Origin of the sequence: Streptomyces canarius, assembly GCF_014650735.1 — a bacterium.
GTDB lineage: Bacteria > Actinomycetota > Actinomycetes > Streptomycetales > Streptomycetaceae > Streptomyces > Streptomyces olivaceoviridis.
Map to the genome: position 1 here is coordinate 68,554 of NZ_BMVN01000002.1, position 22,804 is coordinate 91,357.

Here is a 22,804-nt window from a genome sequence, read left to right on the forward strand (position 1 = left end):
CCGGGGGGGCGCCCGAAAGGCAGCCGGCGCCGTCGGCGCGGCGGCTGTCAGATCTTCGGCGGCCGGGCCTCGTACGGTGTCGAGAGGACCACCGTCGTCCGCGTCGAAACCCCGGCCAGCGAGCGCAGCCGGGCCAGCAGTTCCTCCAGTTCGTGCGGGGTGGAGACGCGCACCTTGAGGATGTAGTTCTCGTCGCCCGCCACGCTGTGGCACGCCTCGATCTCGGGGACCCCGGCGAGGCGGTCGGCGATGTCGTCGGGGGCGCTGGGGTCGAACGGCTTCACCGAGATGAACGCGGTCAGCGGCAGCCCGACGGCCTCGGGGTCGACCACCGCGGCGTAGCCGCGGATGACGCCACGCTGCTCCAGCCTGCGCACCCGCTGGTGCACGGCCGACGTGGACAGGCCCGTGGCCTTGCCCAGGTCTGTGTAGCTCATCCGCCCGTCCTTGACGAGCAGCTGCACGATCTGACGGTCCAGCTCCTCCATGCCGCCAAAACCTACAGTGCGCCTGATCTCCACGGATACCTCAGAGGTGCAGGTCATTCCCTGTTTCGGCAGAAAATGCACCGGGACGGGCACCCGCATACGGCATGTGACGAAGACCACACGTCTCGAACACCGGCTCCGTGATGTCCTCGTGATTACCGCCGAGACCGGACGGGAAGTGCTTGCTGTGGTCGAGGCCGCAGAGCCTTCACGGCCCAGCCTTAGGGGGAGAATCCCATGCAGAGTACCCATCGCCCTGGTCGATCCGCGTCCGCGCACCGGCAGCCGATCGCCGAACCCGAGCCGGAGGGCGTCGGCCCCGACGACCTCGACGAGGATCTGGACGCCTACGACACCTTCGAGATGTACCGGGTGATCTGCCCGGACTGCGCGCAGCCGATCGCGCTGCTGGCGGACGAGGAGGTGCTGCCGGAGCACGCGCTGTGCGCCTCGCCGTGGAACCCGTTCGGGCTCACGGTGTGCGCGGGCACGGGCCGTGCGGCGGCCGACGCCCGTCCCGCGGACGAGTCCTTCGAGCCGCAGGAGCAGGACACCGCCCTGCTGCTCACGCTTCCCCAGGGTCTGAACTGGCGGACACAGCCCTTCTCGCACGTCGGCGGCCCGGGCTCGCGCCCGATGCGCGTGCCGTCGATGCGTCGCCAGGCCGCCTGAGCCGGCTCGCTCACCCCGCCCCGCGCGCGACGCCCCGGAGGCGTTCCCGATGCGCGCGTCACCTCGGGTGAGGGATGGACGGGCCGGGCCGTCGATCTCCCGGGTGTCGTGGGCGCGTTGGGCCGTCGCACGCCGGCGCAGCGCGTCTCCCCGACCCGGCAGGGCGAGGAACTCCGCCGGGGACACGGGGACTTGGCCGTGCGGCCGGGCCGGCACGCCGGCCGTCGCCGACTGTCCTCGCGGGGGCGGACGACGCTCGGCCGTCGGCCGCGTCAGCCGTCCGGGGAACGCCCGAGGGGGAACCGGACGGGGATGAACTGAAGCTCGATTCCGTGCGAGGGTGACCTGTCCGGCCGTCGCCGCGTTGCCCTGGTATGACCCCCACGTACTCGGCAACCGGGCGTCAGCGCCGCATCTTCGTCCCCCGCCCCGGAGAATCGGTTCCGCCGGCCGCGCCGCCGGACCCGCCCATCTACCGCGACCTCATGCGGACCTGGGCCGACCGCGGTCGCACCCTGCCGGGCCGCCATGACCCGGAGTGGGTCAGACTGGCGGCCCCGACGGTGCTCACGGGCCAGTTCAGCGATCTTCTGGCCCCGCCACGTGACGGGCGATGACCATCCGCTGGATCTGGTTGGTGCCCTCGACGATCTGGAGGACCTTGGCCTCGCGCATGTAGCGCTCGGCCGGGAAGTCGGCGGTGTACCCGTAGCCGCCCAGTATCTGCACCGCGTCCGTGGTGACCTTCATGGCGGTGTCGGTGCAGTGCAGCTTGGCCATGGCGGCCTGCTTGGCGAACGGCCTGCCCGCGTCCCGCAGCCGGGCCGCGGCGAGGTACAGCGCGCGGCCCGCCTCGATCTGGGTGGCCATGTCGGCGATCATGAAGCGCAGGCCCTGGAAGTCGGCGATGGGCCGGCCGAACTGGCGGCGCTGGGTGGCGTAGCGGACCGCCTCGTCCAGTGCGGCCTGAGCGAGGCCGACGGCGCAGGCCGCGATGCCGAGCCGGCCCGAGTCGAGCGCCGCCAGGGCGATGGAGAAGCCCTGGCCCTCCTCGCCGACGCGCCGGTCGTCCGGGACGCGGACGCCGTCGAAGTGCACCTGCGCGGTGGGCGAGCCCTTCAGGCCCATCTTCTTCTCCGGCGCGGCACCGCTCAGGCCGGGGGCGTCGCCGGGCACGAGGAAGGCGGTGATCCCGCGCGGGCCGTCCTCCCCGGTGCGGGCCATCACGGTGTAGAAGTCGGCGATCCCGCCATGGGTGATCCAGGCCTTGGTGCCGTCGATCACCCAACCGTCGCCCTCGCGGACGGCCTTGGTGCGCAGGGAGGCGGCGTCCGAACCGGAGGACGGCTCGGAGAGGCAGTACGCGCCGAGCAGGCCGCCGCCCAGCATCGCGGGCAGGTGCTCGACCTGCTGCTGCTTGGTGCCGTAGGCGGCGAGGGCGTAGGACGCGAGCGTGTGGACGCTGACGCCCAGGCCGACGGTGAGCCGGGCCGCGGCCAGCTCCTCCAGGACCTGGAGGTAGACCTCGTAGGGCTGGTCGCCGCCGCCGTACTCGGACGGGTAGGGCAGGCCCAGCAGCCCTGATTCGGAGAGCAGGCCGAAGATCTCGCGCGGGAAGCGTCCCGCGTCCTCCTCCTCGGCGGCCCTGGGCGCGATCTCGCGCTGGGCGATCTCCCGGACGAGGGCGAGCAGATCCCTCGCCTCTTCCGTCGGCAGTTGACGCTCCACCGGCTGCGGGTCGCGGTCGGACATGGCGTCGGGCTCCTCCCTGTTCGGGCACCGGCGGTCCGGCCCGGGGTGGGGGGCGGCTCCGCCTGGTGATCGCGCTTCGCCGAAGGCGCCCGCTCCCGGGTCTCGGAAGCTGCTGACCAGCGGCATGCGCAGTGAGTATGCCCGATCAGCGACCTCCCGTCACCAGTTAACGACCGCTTACTTCAGGAGTCCAGTCGGAGCCGTACGCGGGGGCGAGATTGGTCCGAACCATTGACCTAGTGGTCTAGTCCTCCTAGGGTGCATGACCAACGCTTTACCGCGTTCATGCCAATCGGCGCACGTTCCCCTCTCCCCCACGAGGAGACACCCGTATGCACACTCCCCACCGCTCCCTCGTCCGGGCCCTCGTCTCGGCCGCGTGTACCGCCGCCCTCGGCGCCGGCCTGCTGGCCGGAACGGGCACGGCGACCGCGGCGGCACCGAGCGCCCCGCAGGCGGCGGCCGGCTCCAAGGTCGTCGGCTACTTCACCGAATGGGGCACCTACGACCGCAAGTACTACGTCAAGAACGTCGAGACCTCCGGCTCCGCCGCCAAGCTGACCCACATCAACTACGCCTTCGGCAACGTCACCGGCGGCAAGTGCGCCATGGGCGACTCCTACGCGGCCACGGACCGGGCCTACACCGCCGCCGAGTCCGTCGACGGCGTCGCCGACACCTGGGACCAGCCGCTGCGCGGCAACTTCAACCAGCTGCTGAAGCTGAAGAAGAAGCACCCCGGGCTGAAGATCCTGTGGTCCTTCGGCGGCTGGACCTGGTCCGGCGGCTTCGGCGAGGCCGCGAAGAACCCGGCCGCCTTCGCCCAGTCTTGCTACGACCTGGTGAAGAACTCCAAGTGGGCGGGGGTCTTCGACGGCATCGACATCGACTGGGAGTACCCGAACGCCTGCGGCAACACCTGTGACACCAGCGGACGCGAGGCGTTCAAGAACCTGATGGCCGCCCTGCGCTCGAAGTTCGGCTCCGGGAACCTGGTGACCGCGGCGATCACCGCGGACGCCACCAGCGGCGGCAAGATCGACGCGGCGAACTACGCCGGCGCCGCCCAGTACGTCGACTGGTACAACCCGATGACGTACGACTACTTCGGCGCCTGGGACGCGACCGGCCCGACCGCCCCGCACTCCCCGCTGAACTCCTACTCGGGCATCCCCAAGGCGGACTACTACACGTCGGCGACGATCGCCAAGCTGAAGGGCCTCGGCGTCCCGGCCTCCAAGCTGCTCCTCGGCATCGGCTTCTACGGGCGCGGCTGGACCGGCGTCACCCAGGCGGCCCCCGGCGGTACGGCCACGGGCCCGGCGGCCGGGACGTACGATCAGGGCATCGACGACTACAAGGTGCTCAAGACCAAGTGCCCGGCGACCGGCACCGTGGGCGGCACCGCCTACGCCAAGTGCGGCAGCGACTGGTGGAGTTACGACACCCCGGCCACCATCGCCACGAAGATGACGTACAAGAACCAGCAGGGCCTCGGCGGCACCTTCTTCTGGGAGCTGAGCGGCGACACCGCGAACGGTGAGCTGATCAAGGCGATCAACTGACGGTTCCTCCCGGGGTCAGCCGCCCCGGCGGGCGGGCGGCGGGGCCGGGTGGGCGGGGTCCAGCTCCTCGATGGCGCGCAGGGCCCCGCCGAGCGTCTTCACCAGCAGCTCGCACATGGTCTCGCGGGACAGCCGGGGGCGGCCGATCCAGTCCAGGGCGGCGCCCTCCACGCTGCACACCCAGGAGAGCAGACCCATCCGGGCCACCGGGGAGATGTCGGCGCGGCCATAGGCCCCTTCGGCGATCGTGGCGACGATCGCCTCGCGCACACCGTCCCGGATCGCGTGCACCTCGGTGTCGAAGCCGACGCCACCGCTGACGATGGTGCGGTAGGCGGCCTGGTGGTGCTCGGCGTAGCGCAGGTAGCCGTCGATCGTGCGGTGCACGCGGTCCACGGCGGGCAGCCGCACCCCGCCGGCGGCGGAGGTGACCAGGTCGGCGACGGAGTCCTGGATGATCGCCAGGTAGTAGCCGCGCTTGGACCGGAAGTAGTAGTAGATCAGGCCCTTGGCCACCTGCGCCTGGCGGGCGATGTCGTCCATGGACAACGCGTCGTAGGACGTGTCGGCGAACAACTTCCGCCCGATGGCGATGAGTTCGGCGCGGCGCGCCACGGAGCGCTCGGTGCCGCGCGGCTGGACGACGGCACGCTGCTGCGGCATGTTCAAGATCGGCCCTGACCTGGGTACGACGGGACAGCCGCAGTATGTCAGAACAAGCCGCGCGCGTGAGCGGTGTGTTCAGAGGCGGGTGCGCGTCGGTTCAGAGCAGGCCGAGCTGGGTCACCAGCATCGCGAACACCGCGACGAGGACCCAGCCCAGGACGTGCTCGACGATCTTCGGGCCGTCTTCCTGCGGGCCGCCGGTGACGGCGCGGGTGGCGGTGGCCGGGTGTGCGGTCATGGTGTTACTCGCAGAGGTCGGACGTGTACGGCGGAATCCCCCCACCCATCCGTCCACCTTGCCACCCGCGACGGCGTTCGCGGCGATGAGCTTGGTCACAGGCCGCGCGCACCAGGGCTCAGTACACGCCCACCGCGGCGAGCGCCTTGCGCTGGTGCGGGGTCGGGTGGGCCGGGAAGTAGAGGTAGCAGACCCCTCCGGTGCCGGAGACGACCTTGCCGGAGGCGTTGTACCGCTTGGTCCTCAGCCAGATGTTCTCCCACTCGCGCCGCTGGTAGACGCGCCGCACCGCCTCGTCGCTCGGTGAGGCGGGGTCGTTGGCGATCACGTCCCCGTCCGCGGTGAAGCCGATGACGGTCATCAGATGGCCGGAGGTGCCGTAACCGGCCCCCGTCAGCTCCTCCTTGAGGAACGACTGGGACGTTATGGCCGGGATGCCGGCCGCGATCAGCGTCTCCAGGTCGGTGAGGGAGGCGAGCCGGGTGACCACGCTCTGGAGGCCGTCGTAGGTGGCCGCGTAGGCGGCGTTGAACGGCCAGTTGCCGCAGCCCTGGTACTGGTGGTCGTAGGTGTACCGGGCCGCGTGGCAGACCTGCGGGTCCGCGTAGGACGGGTCGACCCAGGACAGCTGCTCGGGGGTGAGCCGGCCGCCCCAGTACTCGATGATCATCTGCGAGGAGGTGGGGCTGCACCAGGCCTCGCCGCCGTTGTCGTACTCGGGGTACTGGCCCTTGTGGATCTCCTGCGAGTAGCGCGGGACGGCGAGTTCCTGGGCGAGGCCGGGGGTGGAGGCCGGCACGGTGAAGCGGTCGGGGATGTCGGAGCCCATCGCCCCGAGCCGCCATACCGTCGGTGTCAGGTGCGTGCCGGGCCGGCGGTAGAGGGTGAGGCGCAGTCGGTACGACGCCAGGCGCAGGCCGGTGCTCGCGTCGTCGATGGCGAAGGTGTCCGTCCAGATCGTGCTCTTGCCGTCGGTCTGGTCGTCCACCGAGGTCCGCTTGACGTCCTGGTCGCCGGCGGCCCAGCGGCCCATCACGTACCAGGGTGTCTCGGTGCCGTCGGAGTACGTGCCGTGCAGCTCGACCTGGATCCAGGTGCCGGCCGGGGTGTGCGCGTTCCAGGAGGCGATGACCTCGGTCGCGGGCACGGTGAGCCGGTGCACCGGGGAGGTCCAGGTGGCGTACTCCCAGGTGGCGGTGGTCCCGGTGTGCGGGTCGGTGTAGTCGGTCCGGCCGGCGGGGGCGCCGATCACGACACCGGGGCGGCTGCCGGAGACGGGCCGGGCGCCCTGGGCGGTGCCGCAGCGCCAGTCGCGGACCGTGGTCCAGGAGTGGTGGTCGATCGGGCGGGCCTGCGCCCGGCCGGGGTCGTCGGTGTCGGCGGGGCGCGGTGCGGCGGCGGCAGCGGGGGCCGCTGTGCCGGTCACCGCCGCGGCGACGGCCGCGGCCAGAATGATTCTGCGGGACGGCTGTTGGGCTCTGCTCATGGGCGCGACGACCCCCAGGGTGTCCGAGACGGGCTGATCCGGTGCGGTAACTATGAAGCAGGCCGGATCTCGCTGCCAGCACTTCGGCGCATGCCGCCGTACGAATATTGGTCTGGACCACTGGTGGGGAGCGCCCGCAGGGGCGCGGGCCGTGGCGCAGCGCGGCTCCGCCGCACGAGCGCGACCGGCGCCCACGCACCCCGGCAGGCTCAGACGAGATCCATCGCGGCGACCTCGTCCGGGCGACCGTAGCTGACCGGCCCCTGGAAGCGGCGGCGGGCCGTGGCGAACCACCACACCGTCGCCACCAGCAGGACGACGGCGAGCGCGATCGGCGCGTAGTTGAAGGAGTCGACGGTGATCGGGGAGGCCTGCGGCAGCATGAACAGGACGCTGCTGAGCAGGATCCAGGTCACCGCGAGCCAGCCGATCGGCCTGCCCCAGCGGCCCAGGTGCCAGGGACCGGGCTGGAACGCGTCGCCGAGCCGCAGCCGCAGGAAGATCGGCACGGCGTAGGCCAGGAAGAGGCCGACCACGTTGACGCTGACGATGGCGGTGAACGCCGTGTGCGACCACCAGCCCGGCACCACCAGGGCCAGCGAGCAGCCGACCGCCAGCCAGACCGCCTTCACCGGCGTACGGGTGCGCAGCGAGACCGAGTGCCACCAGCGGGAGCCGGGCATGGCGCCGTCCCGCGAGAAGGCGAAGATCTGCCGGGTGTTGCTGGTGAGGTTGGCGAGACCGCAGAAGAGCATCGCGCCGATGACGATGAGGAGCATCACCTTGGCGGTGGTCAGGCCGAGGCCGTCGATGAGGATCTGGACCGGCGGCGCCGCGGCGCCGGCCACCTTGGCGTAGTCGCCGATGCTGTAGACCAGGGCCAGCATCAGGGCGAGGCCGGTGATCGCCGAACAGCCGATGGCGCGGGTGATGCCCTTCGGTGCGCTGACCGTCGCGTGGACCGTTTCCTCGGACATGTGGAAGCTGCCGTCGAACCCGGTGAAGGTCCAGCTCGTGACCAGGAGGCCGAGCATGCCGCCGTAAAGCCCGCTCGTGAAGCCGGTGTTGTTCTCGAAATGGGTGACGAAGGACGCGGACTGGTGATGATCGGGCATCACGATGAGTGCGCCCACGATCACGACGAGTCCGATCAGCAGCCACCACACGGAAATGCGGTTCAGTACGGCGACGAGCTGGACGGTGTAGGTGTTGGCGAGCCCCTGGAGCACGATGATCAGGGCCGTGACGAGAACCGTCTGGTGCGCGGTCGGCCGGTAGGAGGGCCACTGCAACTGCACGAACACCTGGATGAAGGTGGCGGCGGCATAGCCGGTGGCTGCGGTGCCGCCGATCTGGCCGACGAAGTTCAGCCAGCCCGTGAACCACGACCAGGCGCCCTTGTGCCGCTTGGCGAGTTTACCGGCGGAGAAATACAGGGCACCGCTCGTCGGATAGGCGGAGGCGACTTCCGCCATGGCCGCGCCGATGAGCAGCACCATGAGCGAGACACCGATCCAGCCGAACACGAGAATGCGGGGGCCGCCCGCGTTCATGCCGAATCCGAAGGAGGAGAAAATACCGGAGAGGATATTGATGATGGTGAACGAGATCGCGAAATTGTCGAACGCCCGGAAGCGCCGGGTGAGTTTCCGCGGATAACCCATCGCGTGCAGGGTGGCGTCGTCGTCGAGCACGACGGGGTCCGCCGCGCGGGCGCGGGCCCGGGGAGTCGACATCCGTTCCGACACAGATCGGCCTTTCTCTGGATGGGGGGTGGGGGCGAGCGGGTCAGGCGGGCCCCGGGACGGGCAGGCCGCAGGCGCGCCGGGCCCGGGAGAGCTGCTCGGCGGGATCACCGAAGGCGCTCCACGGCATGCGCGAGGCGTACGGGCCCATCGCCGTGAAGACCGCCCGGGCCTCGAACGCGCGCTGGGCCATGACCAGCGCGTGCGCGAGGTAGGCCAGGTCGAGCACGGGGGTGAAGCGGTAACCGGCCACGGTGGGCAGCCAGTGCTGGTAGATCGCCAGCGCGGTGGAGCGCCACTGGGGCTGCTCCCAGACCCGGTCGGCGAGGAGCTGGGTGGGGTTGTAGCTCTCCACCAGGGCCACCAGGGGCAGCAGCCGGAGGGCGGAGTCGGCGGGCGCCCGCTGGCTGAGGAAGGCGGCCACGTCCCAGGCCGCGGTGACCGAGCCGCCGTACCGCGTGAAGAAGCAGGACAGGAAGCGGTGGTGGGCCTCGCGGTGCCAGGGGTCCAGGGACAGGATGTGCGCGAACAGCCGCCAGGGGCCGGGCGGGGCGGTGAGCAGGCCCCGCGGGGCCGGGTCGCGGAGCCGGTGCAGCCGGGCCATGGCGAGCCGGGCGACCCAGGGGGTGGGGTCGGCGGGGGCCGCCTCGGCGGCCCGGTCGCAGGCGGTCAGCGCGATCCGCTCCAGCGCCTCGGCGCGCTCGTCACGGGCGTCGGCGGCGTGCAGGGCGCGCTGTACCGCGACCCGCGCCCACATGAGCGCGGCCTCGGGCGTCGGCTCCTCGGCGAGCCAGCGTTCCACCAGGTCGGTGCCGGCCGCCTCGGAGGCGAGGACGAGCGAGCGGTGGGCGCGCAGGGCGAAGTCGGAGCGTGTCTCGACGAGCGCCTCGTGGGCGTACCGATGGCGTCCGGCGCGCACATCGACGCATACGCTCGCCAGGACCCGGTCGTCGGCCGCCGGGTGCCATACATAGCGCCCTTCGAATAATTCCGCGGCCATGGTCCCCCTGCCGGTCCCCGTTCGACGCATCACGTTGCGCAGAAGGCACCTTACTCAGCGTGGGGCACACCCGGAACGTCGAATTCGACATATCGGTCAGGGGATGCGGACCGTTTATCGGCAGCCTTTGACTGGCCGCCAGCCGGTGGTTCAACGCGTGACAACGACTGGCGCTTGCCCCCTGGCGACACATGACCGCCACTAGACTGTGTTTCACGGAAAACCCACAACACCGGACCTCACGCCCGCACACAGCACGACACCCCGGGAATCACCATTCACGACCTCGCCGCCCGGCTGCACGGGCTCCCGCCCTCACTGGGGCCGGTCCGGCTCATCGCCGTCGACGGGCACGCCGGCTCGGGGAAGTCCACCTTCGCCGGGCGGCTGGCGCACGCGCTGGGCGGGGCTCCGGTGCTCCACCTCGACGACATCGCCAGCCATGAGCGGCTCTTCTCGTGGACCGACCGGCTCATGACCGAGGTGATCGAGCCCCTGGCGCGCGGCGAGAGCGCGCACTACACCCCGTACGACTGGCGGGCCCGCGCCTTCGGCACCCCGCGTCCGCTGCCGGCCGCACCCGTCGTGCTGGTCGAGGGCGTCGGTGCCGGCCGCCGCGCCCTGCGACCGCACCTGGCCCGGCTGCTGTGGATGGAGCTGCCCCGGGAGGAGTCCTGGGCGCGCGGCCGGCAGCGGGACGGCGCGGAGCAACGGGAGTTCTGGGACGGCTGGGTCGCGGCGGAGCGCGCGCACTTCGCCGAGGACCCCTCGCGCCCCCATGCCGACCTGCTGGTGCTCCAGCGAATTGCGGGATACGAGGTGCTGCCGGGACCGGCGACGGCTCCCGAAGCCGGACCTGGAGTGACGCTGAGTGACGGCCCGTCCCGGATGTGGTGAAGTCGTGAAGAGCCTTGCGGGACAACTTCTCCCAGTGCCTCAACTCCGCTTGACCGGGGGCCCGTACAGGTCTTACGTTCTCAATGTGCGGCTTTCGGAGTCGCCCACCGACGCGAAGCCCCCGGTTGTTCCCCCGTGACCGGGGGCTTCGTTCTGCCCGCGAAGAGGTGTTCCAGGCTCCTCGCACACCCGCACTCTCACCCTCGGTCACGAAACGCCGTGCGCCCCGCCTGCTCCCACCTCGTAGAACGCCCCGTGCGGCACCCTTCGGCACGCGCAGGCAGCGCGGGTACGATGCCCTCGGTGCGACCTTCGAGCGGCTGCCTCGCGCACCTGCAACTCCGGTCCGCGGAACAGCGGTTCGACCGCGGCGGCCGTCGGGCGACTGCCCGGTGGGAACCACGGGGACACGGTCTGTGGGGGGACGTGATGGACTTCGGCACGCAGGGCCCCGAGGCCCCGGCCGACCTCGCCTGGCTGCGGGGTGTGGACGCCTACACGATGGGCGCCTACCCGCAGGCGGAGGAGGAGTTCCGCACCGCGGTGCGGATGGACCCGGGCATGGCGGACGCCTGGCTCGGGCTGCACGCGCTCCGGGTCGACACGACCACCGCGCTGCTGCGGATGTTCCGGCACCGCGACCGCTTCGGCGAACAGCGCGCCCGGCACCGTCGTAGCCTCAACTCCTGGTACTGGCTGGGCTGGTGGGTGCAGCCGGTGCTGGAGAGCCCGCGCGATCTGCTGCTGGCGCACGCCTCCCACTGGCTGGACGGCCGGCATGTGCCCGAGCTGGACCGCGCCCTCGCCGGGCTGCCCCCGGTCGACGCCGACCCGCAGGTCCGCTTCCTGCACGCCTGCCGCGCCTATCTGGTCAAGGACTGGGAACAACTGGCCCGGCACACCGATCCACTGCTGGACGACTCCCTGCTCGGCATCGAGGCCGGCCTGTTCGGCGGCATGGCCCGGGTGCGGCTGGAGATGTACGGCCAGGCCGAGCCGCTGCTGTCGACGGCGCTGATGCGGTGCCGCAGCGAGCAGCCGCAGCGCAAGGAGCTGCGCTACTGGCTGGCCAGGGCGCACGAGGGAACGGGACGCTCGGCCGCCGCGCTCCCCCTGTACCGCGCGGTGCACCGGGTCGACCCGGCCTTCATGGACACCTCCGCCCGGCTCGCCGCGATCTCCGAGGGCGACGGGTACGACGAGACGGTCGACTACGCCGCGATCACGCTGACCGGCGCGGGGCAGGACGTGGTGGACGGACCGGACGGGTTCGATCCGCTGTTCGGCACGGAGGGCCGGGACCTGCGGCTGCCGGAGCCCGATCTGCCGGCCGTACCGCTGCCGTCGGTGGCCGACCCCTCGGTGCGGACCAAGACGGGGGTGCCCGGGGTGTCCACCGCGCCGATCCCGGCCGGGCCCACCGACCCCGCGTTACTGGAGGAGGCGCTCGCCGAACTGGAGCGCATGGTGGGGCTCGAACCGGTCAAGCGCCAGGTCAAGGCGCTGTCGGCGCAGCTGAACATGGCGCGGCTGCGGGCCGGGCAGGGGCTGCCGGTCCAGCCGCCCAAACGGCACTTCGTCTTCTCCGGCCCGTCCGGCACGGGCAAGACCACGGTCGCCCGGATCCTCGGCCGGGTGTTCTACGCGCTGGGGCTGCTGGGCGGGGACCACCTCGTGGAGGCCCAGCGCGCCGACCTGGTCGGCGAGTACCTGGGGCAGACGGCCGTGAAGGCCAACGAGCTGATCGACTCCGCGATCGGCGGGGTGCTGTTCGTGGACGAGGCCTACTCGCTGTCCAACTCCGGGTACGGCAAGGGGGACGCGTACGGCGACGAGGCCTTGCAGGTGCTGCTGAAGCGGGCCGAGGACAACCGGGACCATCTGGTGGTGATCCTGGCCGGCTACCCGGAGGGCATGGACCGCCTGCTCGCCGCCAACCCGGGGCTGTCCTCCCGGTTCACCACCCGGGTGGACTTCCCCTCCTACCGGCCGCTGGAGCTGACCGAGATCGGCAAGGTGCTCGCGGCGGAGAACGGGGACCTGTGGGACGAGGAGGCGCTGGACGAGCTGCGGTCCATCGCCGGGCACGTCGTAGATCAGGGGTGGATCGACGAACTGGGGAACGGGCGGTTCCTGCGGACGCTGTACGAGAAGAGCTGCGCGTACCGGGACCTCCGGTTGTCGACGTACCCGGGTTCCCTGTCCCGGGACGACCTGGCGACCCTGCGACTGCCCGACCTGATGCAGGCGTACGGAGAGGTGCTGTCGGGGCGGGGGCCGCAGGATCCGCCGGGTATGTGAGCGCCCCGACGGGGGGAACCGCGTGGTCGGCACGCCACCGGCCGCGCAGCTCCCCCTCACCACCCGGGCTAGCCGGCGAGCGCTCCCTCCGGCTCCCCGCTCACACGAGGCTCCGGCATCTCCCGGTGCGCCGGGTCACGGACCTCGCCCACCAGCAACTCCAGCACGTCCTCCAGGGCCACCAGCCCCAGCACCTTGCCGGTCGCGTCCGCCACCTGGGCCAGATGCGTGGCCGCCCGGCGCATGACCGTCAGCGCGTCGTCCAGCGGCAGCTCGGCGCGGAGCGTGGCCATCGGGCGCCACACGTGCTGCGGGACGGCCCGGTCGGAGTCCTCCAGGTCGAGGACGTCCTTCACGTGCACGTACCCCATGAAGGGGCCCTTCTCGCCGGCCGCGACCGGGAAGCGGGAGTAGCCCGTGCGGGCGGTCAGCTCCACGATCTCGCCCGGGGTGACCGCCGGGGTCACCGTGACCAGGGACTCCCGGCGCAACAGGACGTCCGTCACCGGGCGCGAGCCCAGCTCCAGGGCGTCCTCCAGGCGCTCCTGCTCCTCCGGGTCGAGGAGGCCGGCCTGGCCGGAGTCCTCCAGGAGCCGGTTGAGCTGCTCGGTGGTGACGACCGCCTCCACCTCGTCCTTCGGCTCGACCCGGAACAGCCGCAGGATGCCCTGGGCGCAGGCGCCGAGGGACACCGTGATCGGCTTGCAGAGGCGGGCGAACCAGACCAGGCCCGGGCTGAGCCACAGCGCGGCCTTCTCCGGGGCGGCCATCGCGAGGTTCTTCGGGACCATCTCGCCGATGACGAGGTGGAAGAAGACCACCGCGGCCAGCGCGATGACGTAGCCCAGCGGGTGGATCATGCCGTCCGGGAGGTGGATCCACTCGAACACCGGCTCCAGCAGGTGCGCCACCGTCGGCTCGGCGACCGCGCCGAGCGTCAGCGAGCACACCGTGATGCCGAACTGGGCGGCGGCCATCATCTGCGGCAGGTGTTCGAGGCCGTACAGCACCTGCCGGGCCCGGGCGGTGCCGAGCGGTTCGATCTGGCTGCGGCGGACGGAGACGAGCGCGAACTCGGCGCCGACGAAGAAGCCGTTGGCGAGCACGAGCAGCGCCGCGAAGACCAGTTGGAGGACGCTCATCGGGCGGCCTCCATCACGTTCACCGCCGGGGCCGTCCTGACCAGACGGACCCGTTCGGCGCGGTAGTGGCCGACCTGGCGGACCGAGAGCCGCCAGCCGGGCAGCTCGGCCCGGTCGCCGGGGGCCGGAATCCGGCCGAGCAGGTCGGCGACGAGGCCGGCGACGGTCTCGTACGGCCCCTCGGGCACGTCGAGGCCTATGCGCTGGAGGACGTCGACGCGGCAGCTGCCGTCCACGTCCCAGGCGGGCCTGCCGTCCTCGGGCGGGGCGGGGGCCAGTTCGGGCATGTCCTTGGCGTCGTGCTCGTCGCGGACCTCGCCGACCAGTTCCTCGACGATGTCCTCCAGGGTGACCACGCCGGCCGTGCCGCCGTACTCGTCCACGACGACCGCGATGGGCTGCTCGCTGCGCAGCCGGGCGAGCAGGGGCTGGACCGGCAGGGTCTCGGGGACCAGGAGCGCCTTGCGGGCGATCCGGCTGACCGGCGTACGCAGCCGGTCGTGCACGGGGACCGCCAGCGCGTCCTTGAGGTGGGCCATGCCGACGATCTCGTCGATCTTCTCCCGGTAGACGGGGAAGCGGGACAGGCCGGTGGCCCGGGTGAGGTTGACGACGTCCTCGGCGGTGGCCGAGTCCTGCAACGCGCTCACCTTCACGCGCGGGGTCATGACGTGCTGCGCGGTCAGTTCGCCCAGGGACAGGGTGCGGACGAACAGGTCGGCCGTGTCCTGCTCCAGGGCACCGGCCTGGGCGGAGTGACGGGCCAGGGAGACCAGTTCGCCGGGGGTGCGGGCGGAGGCCAGCTCGTCGGCGGGTTCGACGCCGAGGGCGCGGACCAGCCGGTTGGCGACCGTGTTCAGCGCCGAGATCACCGGGCGGAACAGCCGGGCGAAGCGGTGCTGCGGGCCGGCGACGAAGCGCGCGACTTGCAGCGGCCGGGACACCGCCCAGTTCTTGGGCACGAGTTCGCCGATCACCATCTGGATCGCGGAGGCCAGCAGCATGCCGACGACCACGGCGACGCCGGAGGCGGCACCCTCGGGGACGCCGAGCGCGGCGAACGGGCCGCGCAGCAGCGCGGCCAGGGCCGGTTCGGCGAGCATGCCGACGACCAGGGAGGTGATGGTGATGCCGAGCTGGGTGCCGGAGAGCTGGAAGGACAGCTCCTTCAGCGACTCCACGACCGTACGGGCGCGGGTGTCGCCGTCGGCGGCGGCCTTCTCGGCCTCCGGGCGCTCGACGGTCACCAGGCCGAATTCGGCCGCCACGAAGAAGCCGTTGGCGAGGATCAGCAGGAACGCCGCTCCGAGGAGCAGCAGGGGGATGGTCACGCTGCCACCGCCTTCCCGTTCCGTCGGGCAGGGGTGGCGCAGGTACTACAGGACGATCCGTCCATCGCCGGAGGGAGTCACTCCTCGGGTAGCAGGAACCCCTGTGCACCGGGCGGCGCGCAGGGGCGGAGGCACAGCGAGACGGCCTCCGCCCACCAGATTAATCAAGATCTGGGCTCATGCGGCAGGGCGGAGGGCGCCGTACGGGCCTCGGCGAGCGCGCGCAGGGCCCTGGCGTCGGCGATGGCCCGCTGCTTGGCGATGCCCGGCTGGATGCCGAGCGCGGGCAGGCTGGTGCCGTCGCTGAGGTCCAGGAACACCCACGGGTCACCCGGACGGAGGTTCACCCGGACGATCTCCGCCCAGGCCAGGCGGCGCTTGCCGGCGATGTTGACGACGGTGACGCCGGACTCGTCGGCGACCACCTTCACCCGGGCGAGCTGGGCCAGGACCCAGAAGATCAGCGCCCCGGTGAGGATGAAGCTGAGCCGCGAGCCCGGGCCGAGGTGCTCCAGCAGCATCGCGACACCGGATATCACCAGGAAGATCACGACCCCGGCGGTGAGCAGGATCGCCCGGGTGTGTCCCGGCCGGAAGGTGACGGGGAGGCGGGGAGGTGGGGGCAGGTCGGACATCTCTCGGGCGTACCTCTTACAGGCGGCAGGCGTGGATGGCCGTGGTCAGGATGGCGCGGGCGCCGATGGCGTAGAGGTCGTCCATGATCCGCTGGGCCTCCTTGGCGGGGACCATGGCGCGGACCGCGACCCAGCCCTCGTTGTGCAGCGGCGAGACGGTCGGGGACTCCAGGCCGGGGGTGAGCGCGACGGCCTTCTCCAGCTGCTCGACCCGGCAGTCGTAGTCCATCATCACGTACGTCCGGGCCACCAGGACGCCCTGGAGGCGGCGCAGGAACTGCTGGACCTTCGGTTCCTCGGCGTCGGCGCCGGTGCGGCGGATGACGATCGCCTCGGACTTCATGATCGGCTCGCCGAAGACCTCCAGGCCCGCGTTGCGCAGGCTGGTGCCGGTCTCGACGACGTCGGCGATGACCTCGGCGACGCCCAGCTCGATCGCGGTCTCCACGGCCCCGTCCAGGTGGACGACGGAGGCGTCGATCCCGCGGTCCGCGAGGTGCTTGTCGACGATGCCCTCGTAGGAGGTGGCGACCGTCTTGTCCTTGAGGTCCTCGATGCCGCTCGCCGTGCCGGGCTTGGCGGCGAAGCGGAAGGTGGAGCGGGCGAAGCCGAGCGGCAGGATCTCCTCGGCGTCGGCGCCCGAGTCGATCAGCAGGTCACGGCCGGTGATGCCGATGTCGAGGCGGCCGGAGGAGACGTAGATCGCGATGTCGCGGGGGCGGAGGTAGAAGAACTCGACCTCGTTCTCCGGGTCGACGATGCGCAGCTCCTTGGACTCACGGCGCTGCTGGTAGCCGGCCTCATGCAGCATCTCCGCCGCAGGGCCGGACAGTGAACCCTTGTTGGGGACGGCGATGCGCAGCATGAGGTCGGCTTCCTTTGCGTGAAGGGGGTTTCTACGGCTGTGTGCGGCGGGCGGGTCAGAGGTGGGCGTAGACGTCGTCCAGGGAGATCCCGCGGGCGACCATCATCACCTGGACGTGGTACAGCAGCTGCGAGATCTCCTCCGCCGCCGCCTCCTTGCCCTCGTACTCGGCGGCCATCCAGACCTCGGCGGCCTCCTCGACGACCTTCTTGCCGATGGCATGGACACCCTTGCCGACCAGCTCCGCGGTACGGGAGGTGGCGGGATCGCCGTGGGCGGCCTTCTGCTGGAGCTCGGTGAAGAGCTCCTCGAACGTCTTCTTGGACATGGTGCTGCCCACCCTACGCGGTCGGGCCGGCCCCTCAGTGCCAGGGTTCGGATACCGAGCGGAGCGTGGCCGCGGTCGCGACGGCGGCGGTCACCGCCTCGTGGCCCTTGTCCTCGTTCGATCCCTCCAGGCCGGCCCGGTCCAGGGCCTGCTCCTCGGTGTCGCAGGTGAGCACGCCGAAGCCGACGGGCACCCCGGTCTCGACGGACACCTGGGTGAGGCCCTGGGTGACGCCCTGGCACACGTAGTCGAAGTGGGGGGTGCCGCCCCGGATGACGACGCCGAGGGCGACCACGGCGTCGTAGCCGCGGCCCGCGAGGACCTTGGCGGCGACCGGCAGTTCGAAGCTGCCGGGGACCCGGATCAGGGTCGGCTCGTCGATGCCCAGTTCGCCCAGGGCGCGCAGGGCGCCGTTCACCAGACCGTCCATCACCTGCTCGTGCCACTGCGCCGCGACGACGGCGACCCGGAGGTCGCTCACATTGCGTACGGACAGTTCCGGTGCACCCTTGCCGCTCACGTCTCTCCTCAGTGCTTTCGTGCTTACTGGTTGCCGCAGGTGGCCGCGGACGCGGCCACCGAAGCCGACACGGCGGGCGTGTCGAGCCAGGGCAGGTCGTGCCCCATCCGGTCCCGCTTGGTGCGCAGGTACCGGAGGTTGTGCTCGCCGGCCTGGACGGGCATCGGCTCGCGGCCGGTGACCTTCAGGCCGTGGCGCAGCAGCGCCTCGGTCTTGTCGGGGTTGTTGGTCATCAGCCGGACGCCCCGTACGCCGAGGTCGGCGAGGATCTGCGCGCCGGCGCCGTAGTCGCGGGCGTCGGCGGGCAGGCCGAGTTCCAGGTTGGCGTCCAGGGTGTCGTGGCCCTGCTCCTGGAGCTCGTAGGCGCGCAGCTTGGACAGCAGGCCGATGCCGCGTCCCTCGTGTCCGCGCAGGTAGACGACGACGCCCCGGCCCTCGGCCTGGATGCGTTCCAGGGCGGTGTCCAGCTGGGGGCCGCAGTCGCAGCGCAGGGAGCCGAAGACGTCGCCGGTGAGGCATTCGGAGTGGACGCGGACCAGCACGTCCTCGCCGTCGCCGAGCTCGCCGTGGACGAGGGCGACGTGTTCGACGCCGTCGACGGTGGACCGGTAGCCGTAGGCGGTGAAGGTGCCGTGCCGGGTGGGCAGGCGGGTCGCGGCCTCGCGGCGGACGGTGGGCTCGCTGCCGCGGCGGTAGGCGATCAGGTCCTCGATGGAGATGATCGTCAGGCCGTGCTTGCGGGCGAACGGGATCAGCTCGGGCAGCCGGAGCATCCGGCCGTCCTCACCGGCGATCTCCACGATGGCGCCGGCCGGGCGGAGCCCCGCGAGCCGGGCGAGGTCGACGGCGGCCTCGGTGTGGCCGTTGCGCACCAGGACGCCGCCGGACCGGGCGCGCAGCGGGAAGACGTGGCCGGGGCGGACGAAGTCGGTGGGCTCCGCCGTGCCGCCCGCGAGCAGCTGGAGCGTCGTCGCGCGGTCGGCGGCCGAGATGCCGGTGCTCACGCCATGGGCGGCGGAGGCGTCCACCGAGACGGTGAACGCGGTCTTCATCGACTCGGTGTTGTCCTGGACCATCTGCGGCAGCTGGAGCCGGTCCAGCTCCTCGCCCTCCATGGGGGCGCAGATCAGGCCCCGGCACTCGCTCATCATGAAGGCGACGATCTCGGGGGTCGCCTTCTCGGCGGCGATGACGAGGTCGCCCTCGTTCTCCCGGTCCTCGTCGTCCACGACGACCACCGGGCGGCCCGCCGCGATGTCGGCGATGGCCCGCTCGACCGGGTCGAGGGCGAAGTTCTCGGTGTCGTCGGTGCCGTACGGCAGCGGTGCCGAGGTCATGCCGGGGCTCCTTCCAGTGCGGGCCGCGGGCCCCGGCGGGAGCGCAGCCACCAGTCGCGCATGCCCCACAGGACGAGTGCGCCGTAGATGACGTAGACGAAGCCGGAGAAGGCGTAGCCGTTGGCGAAGTTGAGGGGGACGCCGACGAGGTCGACGAGCAGCCAGGCGATCCAGAACTCGACCATGCTCTTGGCCTGGGCGTACATCGCGACGACGGTGCCGACGAAGATGTAGGCGTCGGGCCAGGGGTCCCAGGAGAGCTTCGGGTAGGCCGTGAAGAGCAGGGCGACGGCGACCGTGCCGGCGGCTGCGGCGGCGAGCATGCCCGCGCGCTCCTGCCAGGTGGCGAAGCGGGGGGCGATGTGGCCGTCGTCGGACCGGTCCTTGGTGCGCTGCCACTGCCACCAGCCGTACAGCGCGACGGCCATGACGACGACCTGCTTGCCGGCGCTGCCGGTCAGGTGGCCGTAGAAGGCGGCGAACAGGACCAGGCCGGACAGGAACTGCACGGGCCAGGTCCACAGGGAGCGGCGCCAGCCGAGGGCGAGGGTGATGAGGCCCAGGATGTTGCCGATCATGTCGGACCAGATGATGTGCTGGCCGAAGAGGGTGAACGCCTCGGAGTTCAGCCAGTTCACTTGCCGGCCCCCTGCCCGGCCGCGAGCAGCCGCTCCACGTACTTGGCGATGACGTCCACTTCGAGGTTGACCGGGTCGCCGGGCTGCTTCACGCCGAGCGTGGTGAGGGCGAGGGTGGTCGGGATGAGGCTGACGGTGAAGTGGTCGTGGCCGGCCTCCACGACGGTGAGGCTGATGCCGTCGACGGTGATGGAGCCCTTCTCCACGACGTAGCGGGAGAGGTCCGCGGGGAGGGAGATCTTCACGATCTCCCAGTGCTCGGAGGGGGTGCGGGCCAGGATCTCGCCGGTGCCGTCCACGTGTCCCTGCACGATGTGTCCGCCGAGGCGGGCGCCGACGGCGGTGGGGCGCTCCAGGTTGACGCGGGAGCCGAGGGTGAGCGCGCCCAGGCTGGAGCGCTTCAGGGTCTCGGCCATGACGTCGGCGGTGAATTCCTCGCCCTCGTGCTCGACGACCGTGAGACAGACCCCGTTCACGGCGATGGAGTCGCCATGGCGTGCGCCCTCGGTCACGACGGGGCCGCGGAGCCGGAAGCGCGAGGAGTCGCCGAGGTTCTCGACGGCGGTGACCTCACCCAGTTCTTCGACGATTCCGGTGAACACTTCCCGGGTCCTCCTGCCTCTTCGGGCACGGACTCCGGGGCTGTCGATGACGACAGAAAGGTACGGATGAGCACACACCGGGGGCGTCGCCGACAAGGAACACGCCCGCGCACGGACGCGTCCGGAGACGGCGGCGCGCACACGGAGAACGCATGCCCGCCCGCCGCGCACTGCCTCCCATCCGGACTTTAACCGTCGGTCCAGGAATTTCACCTGGTCAACCGGCCGCTGGAAGCGACCGGGTCGCGGACTGTAACCGCCGGTTCGGACTTTCACCGACCCCGGAGTGCGCTGCTTCTGGTACAGGGCCAGTGTGCCACGCCCGGTGCGCGTCCATGCGGGTGAAGGGTGTGGGGTCGCTCACAGCACGTGTCGCCGCCTTCGCGTCCCGCAGCCACCTGCGCCAACTGGCCGGTACGGCAGGAGCATTGGCCCCGGTCCGGACCATTGACCGTACTGGTCTAGTCCTTTTAGGGTGCGGACGGGCCCGGCGGCGGTGACGACGGCCCTTGCCCGCCGCCGGGCCTCCACCGCGCCGACTACAGTCACCCGCATGACGGCACCGGTGATCCGCGCGATCGAGTGGGACGGGACGGCGTGGGACGACCCCTCCGCGGACCAACTCCACGATCTGCTCGCGGACATGAGCCTGACCTGGCGCTTCGTCATCGTCGAGCGGCTGGACCGGGAGCCTGCCGGGCACCACTACATGCAGGTGTACCTCAATGACGACCTGAGCTACCAGGTGGAGTACCGCGAGGGCGGCCCGGAGCGGCACTTCCAGGCCCGGGTCCCGCGCGAGCACGAGGTGTTCGCCGTCGAACCCGTGGCCGAGGTGGTACAGGCCTGGGCGTTCGAACGACCGGGCTGGCGGGAGGCACTGCCATGGGTGCCGTGGCGGCCTTCGGGGGAGCCGGTACGGCCCTGATGTCCCAGGGCGCGGGGTCAGGCGGTCGACCGCTCCGGTGGCGTGTCAGCCGCCCATGCGGTCCGGTGGCGCGAACAGTTCGTCCTGGGCCCGGTCCCGGGCGGTGAGGAGCGCGCCGCGGAGTACGGCCGTCCCGCCGAGGCTGCTCGCCCGCACCTCGGTGACCAGCGGCGACATCCGGCGCAGCCGCTCCTCCACCAGCCCGGCGAGCACCGCGCCCCCGGCCTGGCCGACCTCCCCGCCGAGCACCACGCAGCCGGGGTCCAGAACGGCCACCACGGATGCGGCACCGACGGCGATCCGGTCGGCGAGGACACGGAGGAAACGGGCGGCGGGAAGGTCGCCGGGCAGGGCCGCCGGGGTCGCGCCGCCCAACTCCGCCTGTGGGGGCGCCCCGCATCCGACAGGTCCCGCCGACTCCGACACCGACTCCGACTCCGACGCGGAAACGCGGCCCGGATCGGCGCCGGACGCCCGCGCCGCAGGTCCCGCCTCCCTCGGAGCGGACGCGAAGCCGCCGTCCGGCTCGACGCCCGAACACCCCGCCCCAGGCCCCGCCTCCCCCGAGGCGGACGCGGTCACGGCATCCGGCTCCGCGCCCGCCTGCACGTCCGTCCCCCCGGGCCGCTTCCCGTCCCCCGCACCCGGCCGCGCATCCACCCCACCCGGCCGTGCCACCGGCACCGGCCCCCTCTCCCCCGTCACGGGCACCGGCACCGCCACCGGCACCCCCTCCCCCGCCTTCTCCACCTCCGCCACCGCGCCCCGCACCGCCTCCGCCGCCCCGGGGCCGTCCGGTGCGGCCGGGGTCGAAAGGCCGCACTCGGTCGCCAGGGAGGTGACCGCCGCCGCGCCGGTGAGGGAGTGGAAGCCGCCTACGCAGTCGGTGGCCGAGGGCAGCGTGGCCGTTCCCGGGACCGGCAGGAAGCCGATTTCGCCGGTGCCGCCGGAGGCCCCGCGGCGCAGGGTGCCGTCCAGGACGACCGCGGCGCCGACGCCGTGGCCGAGCCAGAGCAGGACGAAGGTGTCCCGGTCGCGCGCGGCGCCCTCGCGCTGCTCGGCCAGGGCGGCCAGGTTGGTCTCGTTCTCGACGGTGACCCGTGCGCCGGGCAGCCGGTCCTGGAGGGTGACGACCAGGCTGCGGTGCCAGGCGGGCAGCCCGACCGAGTCGCGGAGGTCTCCGGTGGCCGGGTCGATCAGGCCGGGCGCGCCGATGCCGACGGTGTGCAGCCGGTCTGCGCCGGCCTCCTTGGCGGCGCTCTCCACCGCCGCCACCGCCTGCTCCACCGCGGGCCCGGTCCCCGCGTCCGGGCCGATCGGCACGGACGCCTCGGCGAGCACCCGGCCGAGCAGGTCGGAGACGAGGACGAAGACGCCCTCGGTGCGGACGTCGAGCGCGGCGAGGTGGGCGCGGTCGGCGACGATACCGTAGAGCCGGGCGTTGGGGCCCCGGCGCTGTTCGCCGGACTCGCCGACCACCGTGATCAGGCCGGAGGCCGTGAGCCGGTCGACCAGGTCGGCGACCGTGGGCCGGGACAGTCCCGTCAGCTGCTTCAACTGCCCTGCCGTGAGCGGGCCTTCCTGCTGCAACAGCCGCAGGGCCAGCCGGTCGTTGAGGGCCCGGGCGGTGCTGGGTGATGCGGGCATGACGGGAATCCTCCCAGATCG

At 71.9% G+C, this 22,804-nt stretch carries 22 protein-coding genes and 1 riboswitch; of the genes, 5 read left to right on the top strand and 17 right to left on the bottom strand.

Annotated elements, in window-relative coordinates; all coding sequences use genetic code 11:
* Positions 1 to 47: 47 nt before the first annotated feature.
* Positions 48 to 488: an Lrp/AsnC family transcriptional regulator gene (locus tag IE294_RS02740; protein ID WP_014671472.1), complete on the bottom strand. Its 441-nt coding sequence runs from the start codon at positions 486 to 488 to the stop codon at positions 48 to 50.
* Positions 489 to 725: 237 nt separating this feature from the next.
* Here IE294_RS02740 and IE294_RS02745 point away from each other — a divergent pair, with 237 nt between their 5' ends.
* A complete protein-coding gene (locus IE294_RS02745) occupies positions 726 to 1,160 on the top strand; it encodes a hypothetical protein (RefSeq protein WP_189881924.1) in 435 nt (144 codons plus the stop codon).
* 579 nt (positions 1,161 to 1,739) lie between these two features.
* On the opposite strand, the gene IE294_RS02750 is transcribed toward IE294_RS02745, so the two are convergent.
* A complete protein-coding gene (locus tag IE294_RS02750) occupies positions 1,740 to 2,912 on the bottom strand; it encodes an acyl-CoA dehydrogenase (RefSeq protein WP_189881926.1) in 1,173 nt (390 codons plus the stop codon).
* A gap of 332 nt (positions 2,913 to 3,244) precedes the next feature.
* Between IE294_RS02750 and IE294_RS02755 the strand changes: the two genes are divergently transcribed.
* Positions 3,245 to 4,477 carry a glycoside hydrolase family 18 protein gene (locus tag IE294_RS02755; protein WP_189881928.1) on the top strand — a complete coding sequence of 411 codons (1,233 nt, stop codon included), beginning with the start codon at positions 3,245 to 3,247 and terminating at the stop codon, positions 4,475 to 4,477.
* A 15-nt stretch (positions 4,478 to 4,492) separates the two neighbouring features.
* Here the strand turns inward: IE294_RS02755 and IE294_RS02760 are convergent, their stop codons facing one another.
* From IE294_RS02760 to IE294_RS02780, 5 genes are all read right to left on the bottom strand, one after another.
* Complete coding sequence (locus tag IE294_RS02760; RefSeq protein WP_189881930.1) at positions 4,493 to 5,140, bottom strand: TetR/AcrR family transcriptional regulator; 648 nt, start codon at positions 5,138 to 5,140, stop codon at positions 4,493 to 4,495.
* A 100-nt stretch (positions 5,141 to 5,240) separates the two neighbouring features.
* Positions 5,241 to 5,381, bottom strand: coding sequence for an SCO1431 family membrane protein (locus tag IE294_RS02765; RefSeq protein WP_103816500.1), 141 nt, complete (start codon positions 5,379 to 5,381; stop codon positions 5,241 to 5,243).
* 118 nt (positions 5,382 to 5,499) lie between these two features.
* Positions 5,500 to 6,867, bottom strand: a complete 1,368-nt coding sequence (locus IE294_RS02770; protein ID WP_189881932.1) for a C39 family peptidase — start codon at positions 6,865 to 6,867, stop codon at positions 5,500 to 5,502.
* A gap of 209 nt (positions 6,868 to 7,076) precedes the next feature.
* Complete coding sequence (locus tag IE294_RS02775) at positions 7,077 to 8,603, bottom strand: amino acid permease (protein ID WP_373315775.1); 1,527 nt, start codon at positions 8,601 to 8,603, stop codon at positions 7,077 to 7,079.
* A gap of 52 nt (positions 8,604 to 8,655) precedes the next feature.
* Positions 8,656 to 9,612 (bottom strand): hypothetical protein, encoded by a 957-nt coding sequence (locus IE294_RS02780; protein WP_189881936.1) that lies wholly within the window; start codon positions 9,610 to 9,612, stop codon positions 8,656 to 8,658.
* Positions 9,613 to 9,888: 276 nt separating this feature from the next.
* On the opposite strand from IE294_RS02780, the gene IE294_RS02785 reads away from it, so the two are divergent.
* Positions 9,889 to 10,509 (top strand): uridine kinase family protein, encoded by a 621-nt coding sequence (locus IE294_RS02785; protein ID WP_189882525.1) that lies wholly within the window; start codon positions 9,889 to 9,891, stop codon positions 10,507 to 10,509.
* 429 nt (positions 10,510 to 10,938) lie between these two features.
* Positions 10,939 to 12,810 (top strand): AAA family ATPase, encoded by a 1,872-nt coding sequence (locus IE294_RS02790; RefSeq protein ID WP_189881938.1) that lies wholly within the window; start codon positions 10,939 to 10,941, stop codon positions 12,808 to 12,810.
* A gap of 68 nt (positions 12,811 to 12,878) precedes the next feature.
* On the opposite strand, the gene IE294_RS02795 is transcribed toward IE294_RS02790, so the two are convergent.
* From IE294_RS02795 to IE294_RS02835, 9 genes are all read right to left on the bottom strand, one after another.
* The gene (locus IE294_RS02795) at positions 12,879 to 13,952 is read right to left on the bottom strand and encodes a hemolysin family protein (RefSeq protein WP_189881940.1); all 1,074 of its coding nucleotides are present in this window, start codon (positions 13,950 to 13,952) and stop codon (positions 12,879 to 12,881) included.
* Complete coding sequence (locus IE294_RS02800; RefSeq protein WP_189881942.1) at positions 13,949 to 15,283, bottom strand: hemolysin family protein; 1,335 nt, start codon at positions 15,281 to 15,283, stop codon at positions 13,949 to 13,951. The genes IE294_RS02795 and IE294_RS02800 overlap by 4 nt, the downstream gene beginning before the upstream one ends.
* A 164-nt stretch (positions 15,284 to 15,447) precedes the next feature.
* Positions 15,448 to 15,918 carry a PH domain-containing protein gene (locus IE294_RS02805; protein WP_189881944.1) on the bottom strand — a complete coding sequence of 157 codons (471 nt, stop codon included), beginning with the start codon at positions 15,916 to 15,918 and terminating at the stop codon, positions 15,448 to 15,450.
* A gap of 16 nt (positions 15,919 to 15,934) precedes the next feature.
* The gene (gene hisG, locus IE294_RS02810) at positions 15,935 to 16,783 is read right to left on the bottom strand and encodes an ATP phosphoribosyltransferase (protein WP_014671486.1); all 849 of its coding nucleotides are present in this window, start codon (positions 16,781 to 16,783) and stop codon (positions 15,935 to 15,937) included.
* A gap of 55 nt (positions 16,784 to 16,838) precedes the next feature.
* On the bottom strand, positions 16,839 to 17,111 hold the full coding sequence (locus tag IE294_RS02815) for a phosphoribosyl-ATP diphosphatase (RefSeq protein ID WP_023552153.1): 273 nt from the start codon (positions 17,109 to 17,111) through the stop codon (positions 16,839 to 16,841).
* Positions 17,112 to 17,145: 34 nt separating this feature from the next.
* Positions 17,146 to 17,631: a 6,7-dimethyl-8-ribityllumazine synthase gene (gene ribH / locus IE294_RS02820; protein ID WP_189881946.1), complete on the bottom strand. Its 486-nt coding sequence runs from the start codon at positions 17,629 to 17,631 to the stop codon at positions 17,146 to 17,148.
* A gap of 23 nt (positions 17,632 to 17,654) precedes the next feature.
* Positions 17,655 to 18,968: a bifunctional 3,4-dihydroxy-2-butanone-4-phosphate synthase/GTP cyclohydrolase II gene (locus tag IE294_RS02825; RefSeq protein ID WP_189881949.1), complete on the bottom strand. Its 1,314-nt coding sequence runs from the start codon at positions 18,966 to 18,968 to the stop codon at positions 17,655 to 17,657.
* Positions 18,965 to 19,606, bottom strand: coding sequence for a nicotinamide mononucleotide transporter family protein (locus IE294_RS02830; RefSeq protein ID WP_189881951.1), 642 nt, complete (start codon positions 19,604 to 19,606; stop codon positions 18,965 to 18,967). The genes IE294_RS02825 and IE294_RS02830 overlap by 4 nt, the downstream gene beginning before the upstream one ends.
* Positions 19,603 to 20,208: a riboflavin synthase gene (locus IE294_RS02835; RefSeq protein ID WP_189881953.1), complete on the bottom strand. Its 606-nt coding sequence runs from the start codon at positions 20,206 to 20,208 to the stop codon at positions 19,603 to 19,605. The genes IE294_RS02830 and IE294_RS02835 overlap by 4 nt, the downstream gene beginning before the upstream one ends.
* Before the next feature lie 163 nt (positions 20,209 to 20,371).
* Positions 20,372 to 20,502: riboswitch (FMN riboswitch) on the bottom strand.
* A gap of 259 nt (positions 20,503 to 20,761) precedes the next feature.
* Between IE294_RS02835 and IE294_RS02840 the strand changes: the two genes are divergently transcribed.
* Positions 20,762 to 21,136 (top strand): hypothetical protein, encoded by a 375-nt coding sequence (locus IE294_RS02840; RefSeq protein ID WP_189881955.1) that lies wholly within the window; start codon positions 20,762 to 20,764, stop codon positions 21,134 to 21,136.
* Positions 21,137 to 21,181: 45 nt separating this feature from the next.
* On the opposite strand, the gene IE294_RS02845 is transcribed toward IE294_RS02840, so the two are convergent.
* Complete coding sequence (locus tag IE294_RS02845) at positions 21,182 to 22,783, bottom strand: ROK family transcriptional regulator (protein ID WP_189881956.1); 1,602 nt, start codon at positions 22,781 to 22,783, stop codon at positions 21,182 to 21,184.
* Positions 22,784 to 22,804: the final 21 nt, after the last annotated feature.

Coding starts and splice junctions, on each gene's coding strand:
- IE294_RS02740 (WP_014671472.1), bottom strand. CDS start 488: ATGGAGGAGCTGGACCGTCAGATCGTGCAGCTGCTCGTCAAGGACGGG.
- IE294_RS02745 (WP_189881924.1), top strand. CDS start 726: ATGCAGAGTACCCATCGCCCTGGTCGATCCGCGTCCGCGCACCGGCAG.
- IE294_RS02750 (WP_189881926.1), bottom strand. CDS start 2,912: ATGTCCGACCGCGACCCGCAGCCGGTGGAGCGTCAACTGCCGACGGAA.
- IE294_RS02755 (WP_189881928.1), top strand. CDS start 3,245: ATGCACACTCCCCACCGCTCCCTCGTCCGGGCCCTCGTCTCGGCCGCG.
- IE294_RS02760 (WP_189881930.1), bottom strand. CDS start 5,140: ATGCCGCAGCAGCGTGCCGTCGTCCAGCCGCGCGGCACCGAGCGCTCC.
- IE294_RS02765 (WP_103816500.1), bottom strand. CDS start 5,381: ATGACCGCACACCCGGCCACCGCCACCCGCGCCGTCACCGGCGGCCCG.
- IE294_RS02770 (WP_189881932.1), bottom strand. CDS start 6,867: ATGAGCAGAGCCCAACAGCCGTCCCGCAGAATCATTCTGGCCGCGGCC.
- IE294_RS02775 (WP_373315775.1), bottom strand. CDS start 8,603: ATGTCGACTCCCCGGGCCCGCGCCCGCGCGGCGGACCCCGTCGTGCTC.
- IE294_RS02780 (WP_189881936.1), bottom strand. CDS start 9,612: ATGGCCGCGGAATTATTCGAAGGGCGCTATGTATGGCACCCGGCGGCC.
- IE294_RS02790 (WP_189881938.1), top strand. CDS start 10,939: ATGGACTTCGGCACGCAGGGCCCCGAGGCCCCGGCCGACCTCGCCTGG.
- IE294_RS02795 (WP_189881940.1), bottom strand. CDS start 13,952: ATGAGCGTCCTCCAACTGGTCTTCGCGGCGCTGCTCGTGCTCGCCAAC.
- IE294_RS02805 (WP_189881944.1), bottom strand. CDS start 15,918: ATGTCCGACCTGCCCCCACCTCCCCGCCTCCCCGTCACCTTCCGGCCG.
- hisG (WP_014671486.1), bottom strand. CDS start 16,783: ATGCTGCGCATCGCCGTCCCCAACAAGGGTTCACTGTCCGGCCCTGCG.
- IE294_RS02815 (WP_023552153.1), bottom strand. CDS start 17,111: ATGTCCAAGAAGACGTTCGAGGAGCTCTTCACCGAGCTCCAGCAGAAG.
- IE294_RS02825 (WP_189881949.1), bottom strand. CDS start 18,968: ATGACCTCGGCACCGCTGCCGTACGGCACCGACGACACCGAGAACTTC.
- IE294_RS02840 (WP_189881955.1), top strand. CDS start 20,762: ATGACGGCACCGGTGATCCGCGCGATCGAGTGGGACGGGACGGCGTGG.
- IE294_RS02845 (WP_189881956.1), bottom strand. CDS start 22,783: ATGCCCGCATCACCCAGCACCGCCCGGGCCCTCAACGACCGGCTGGCC.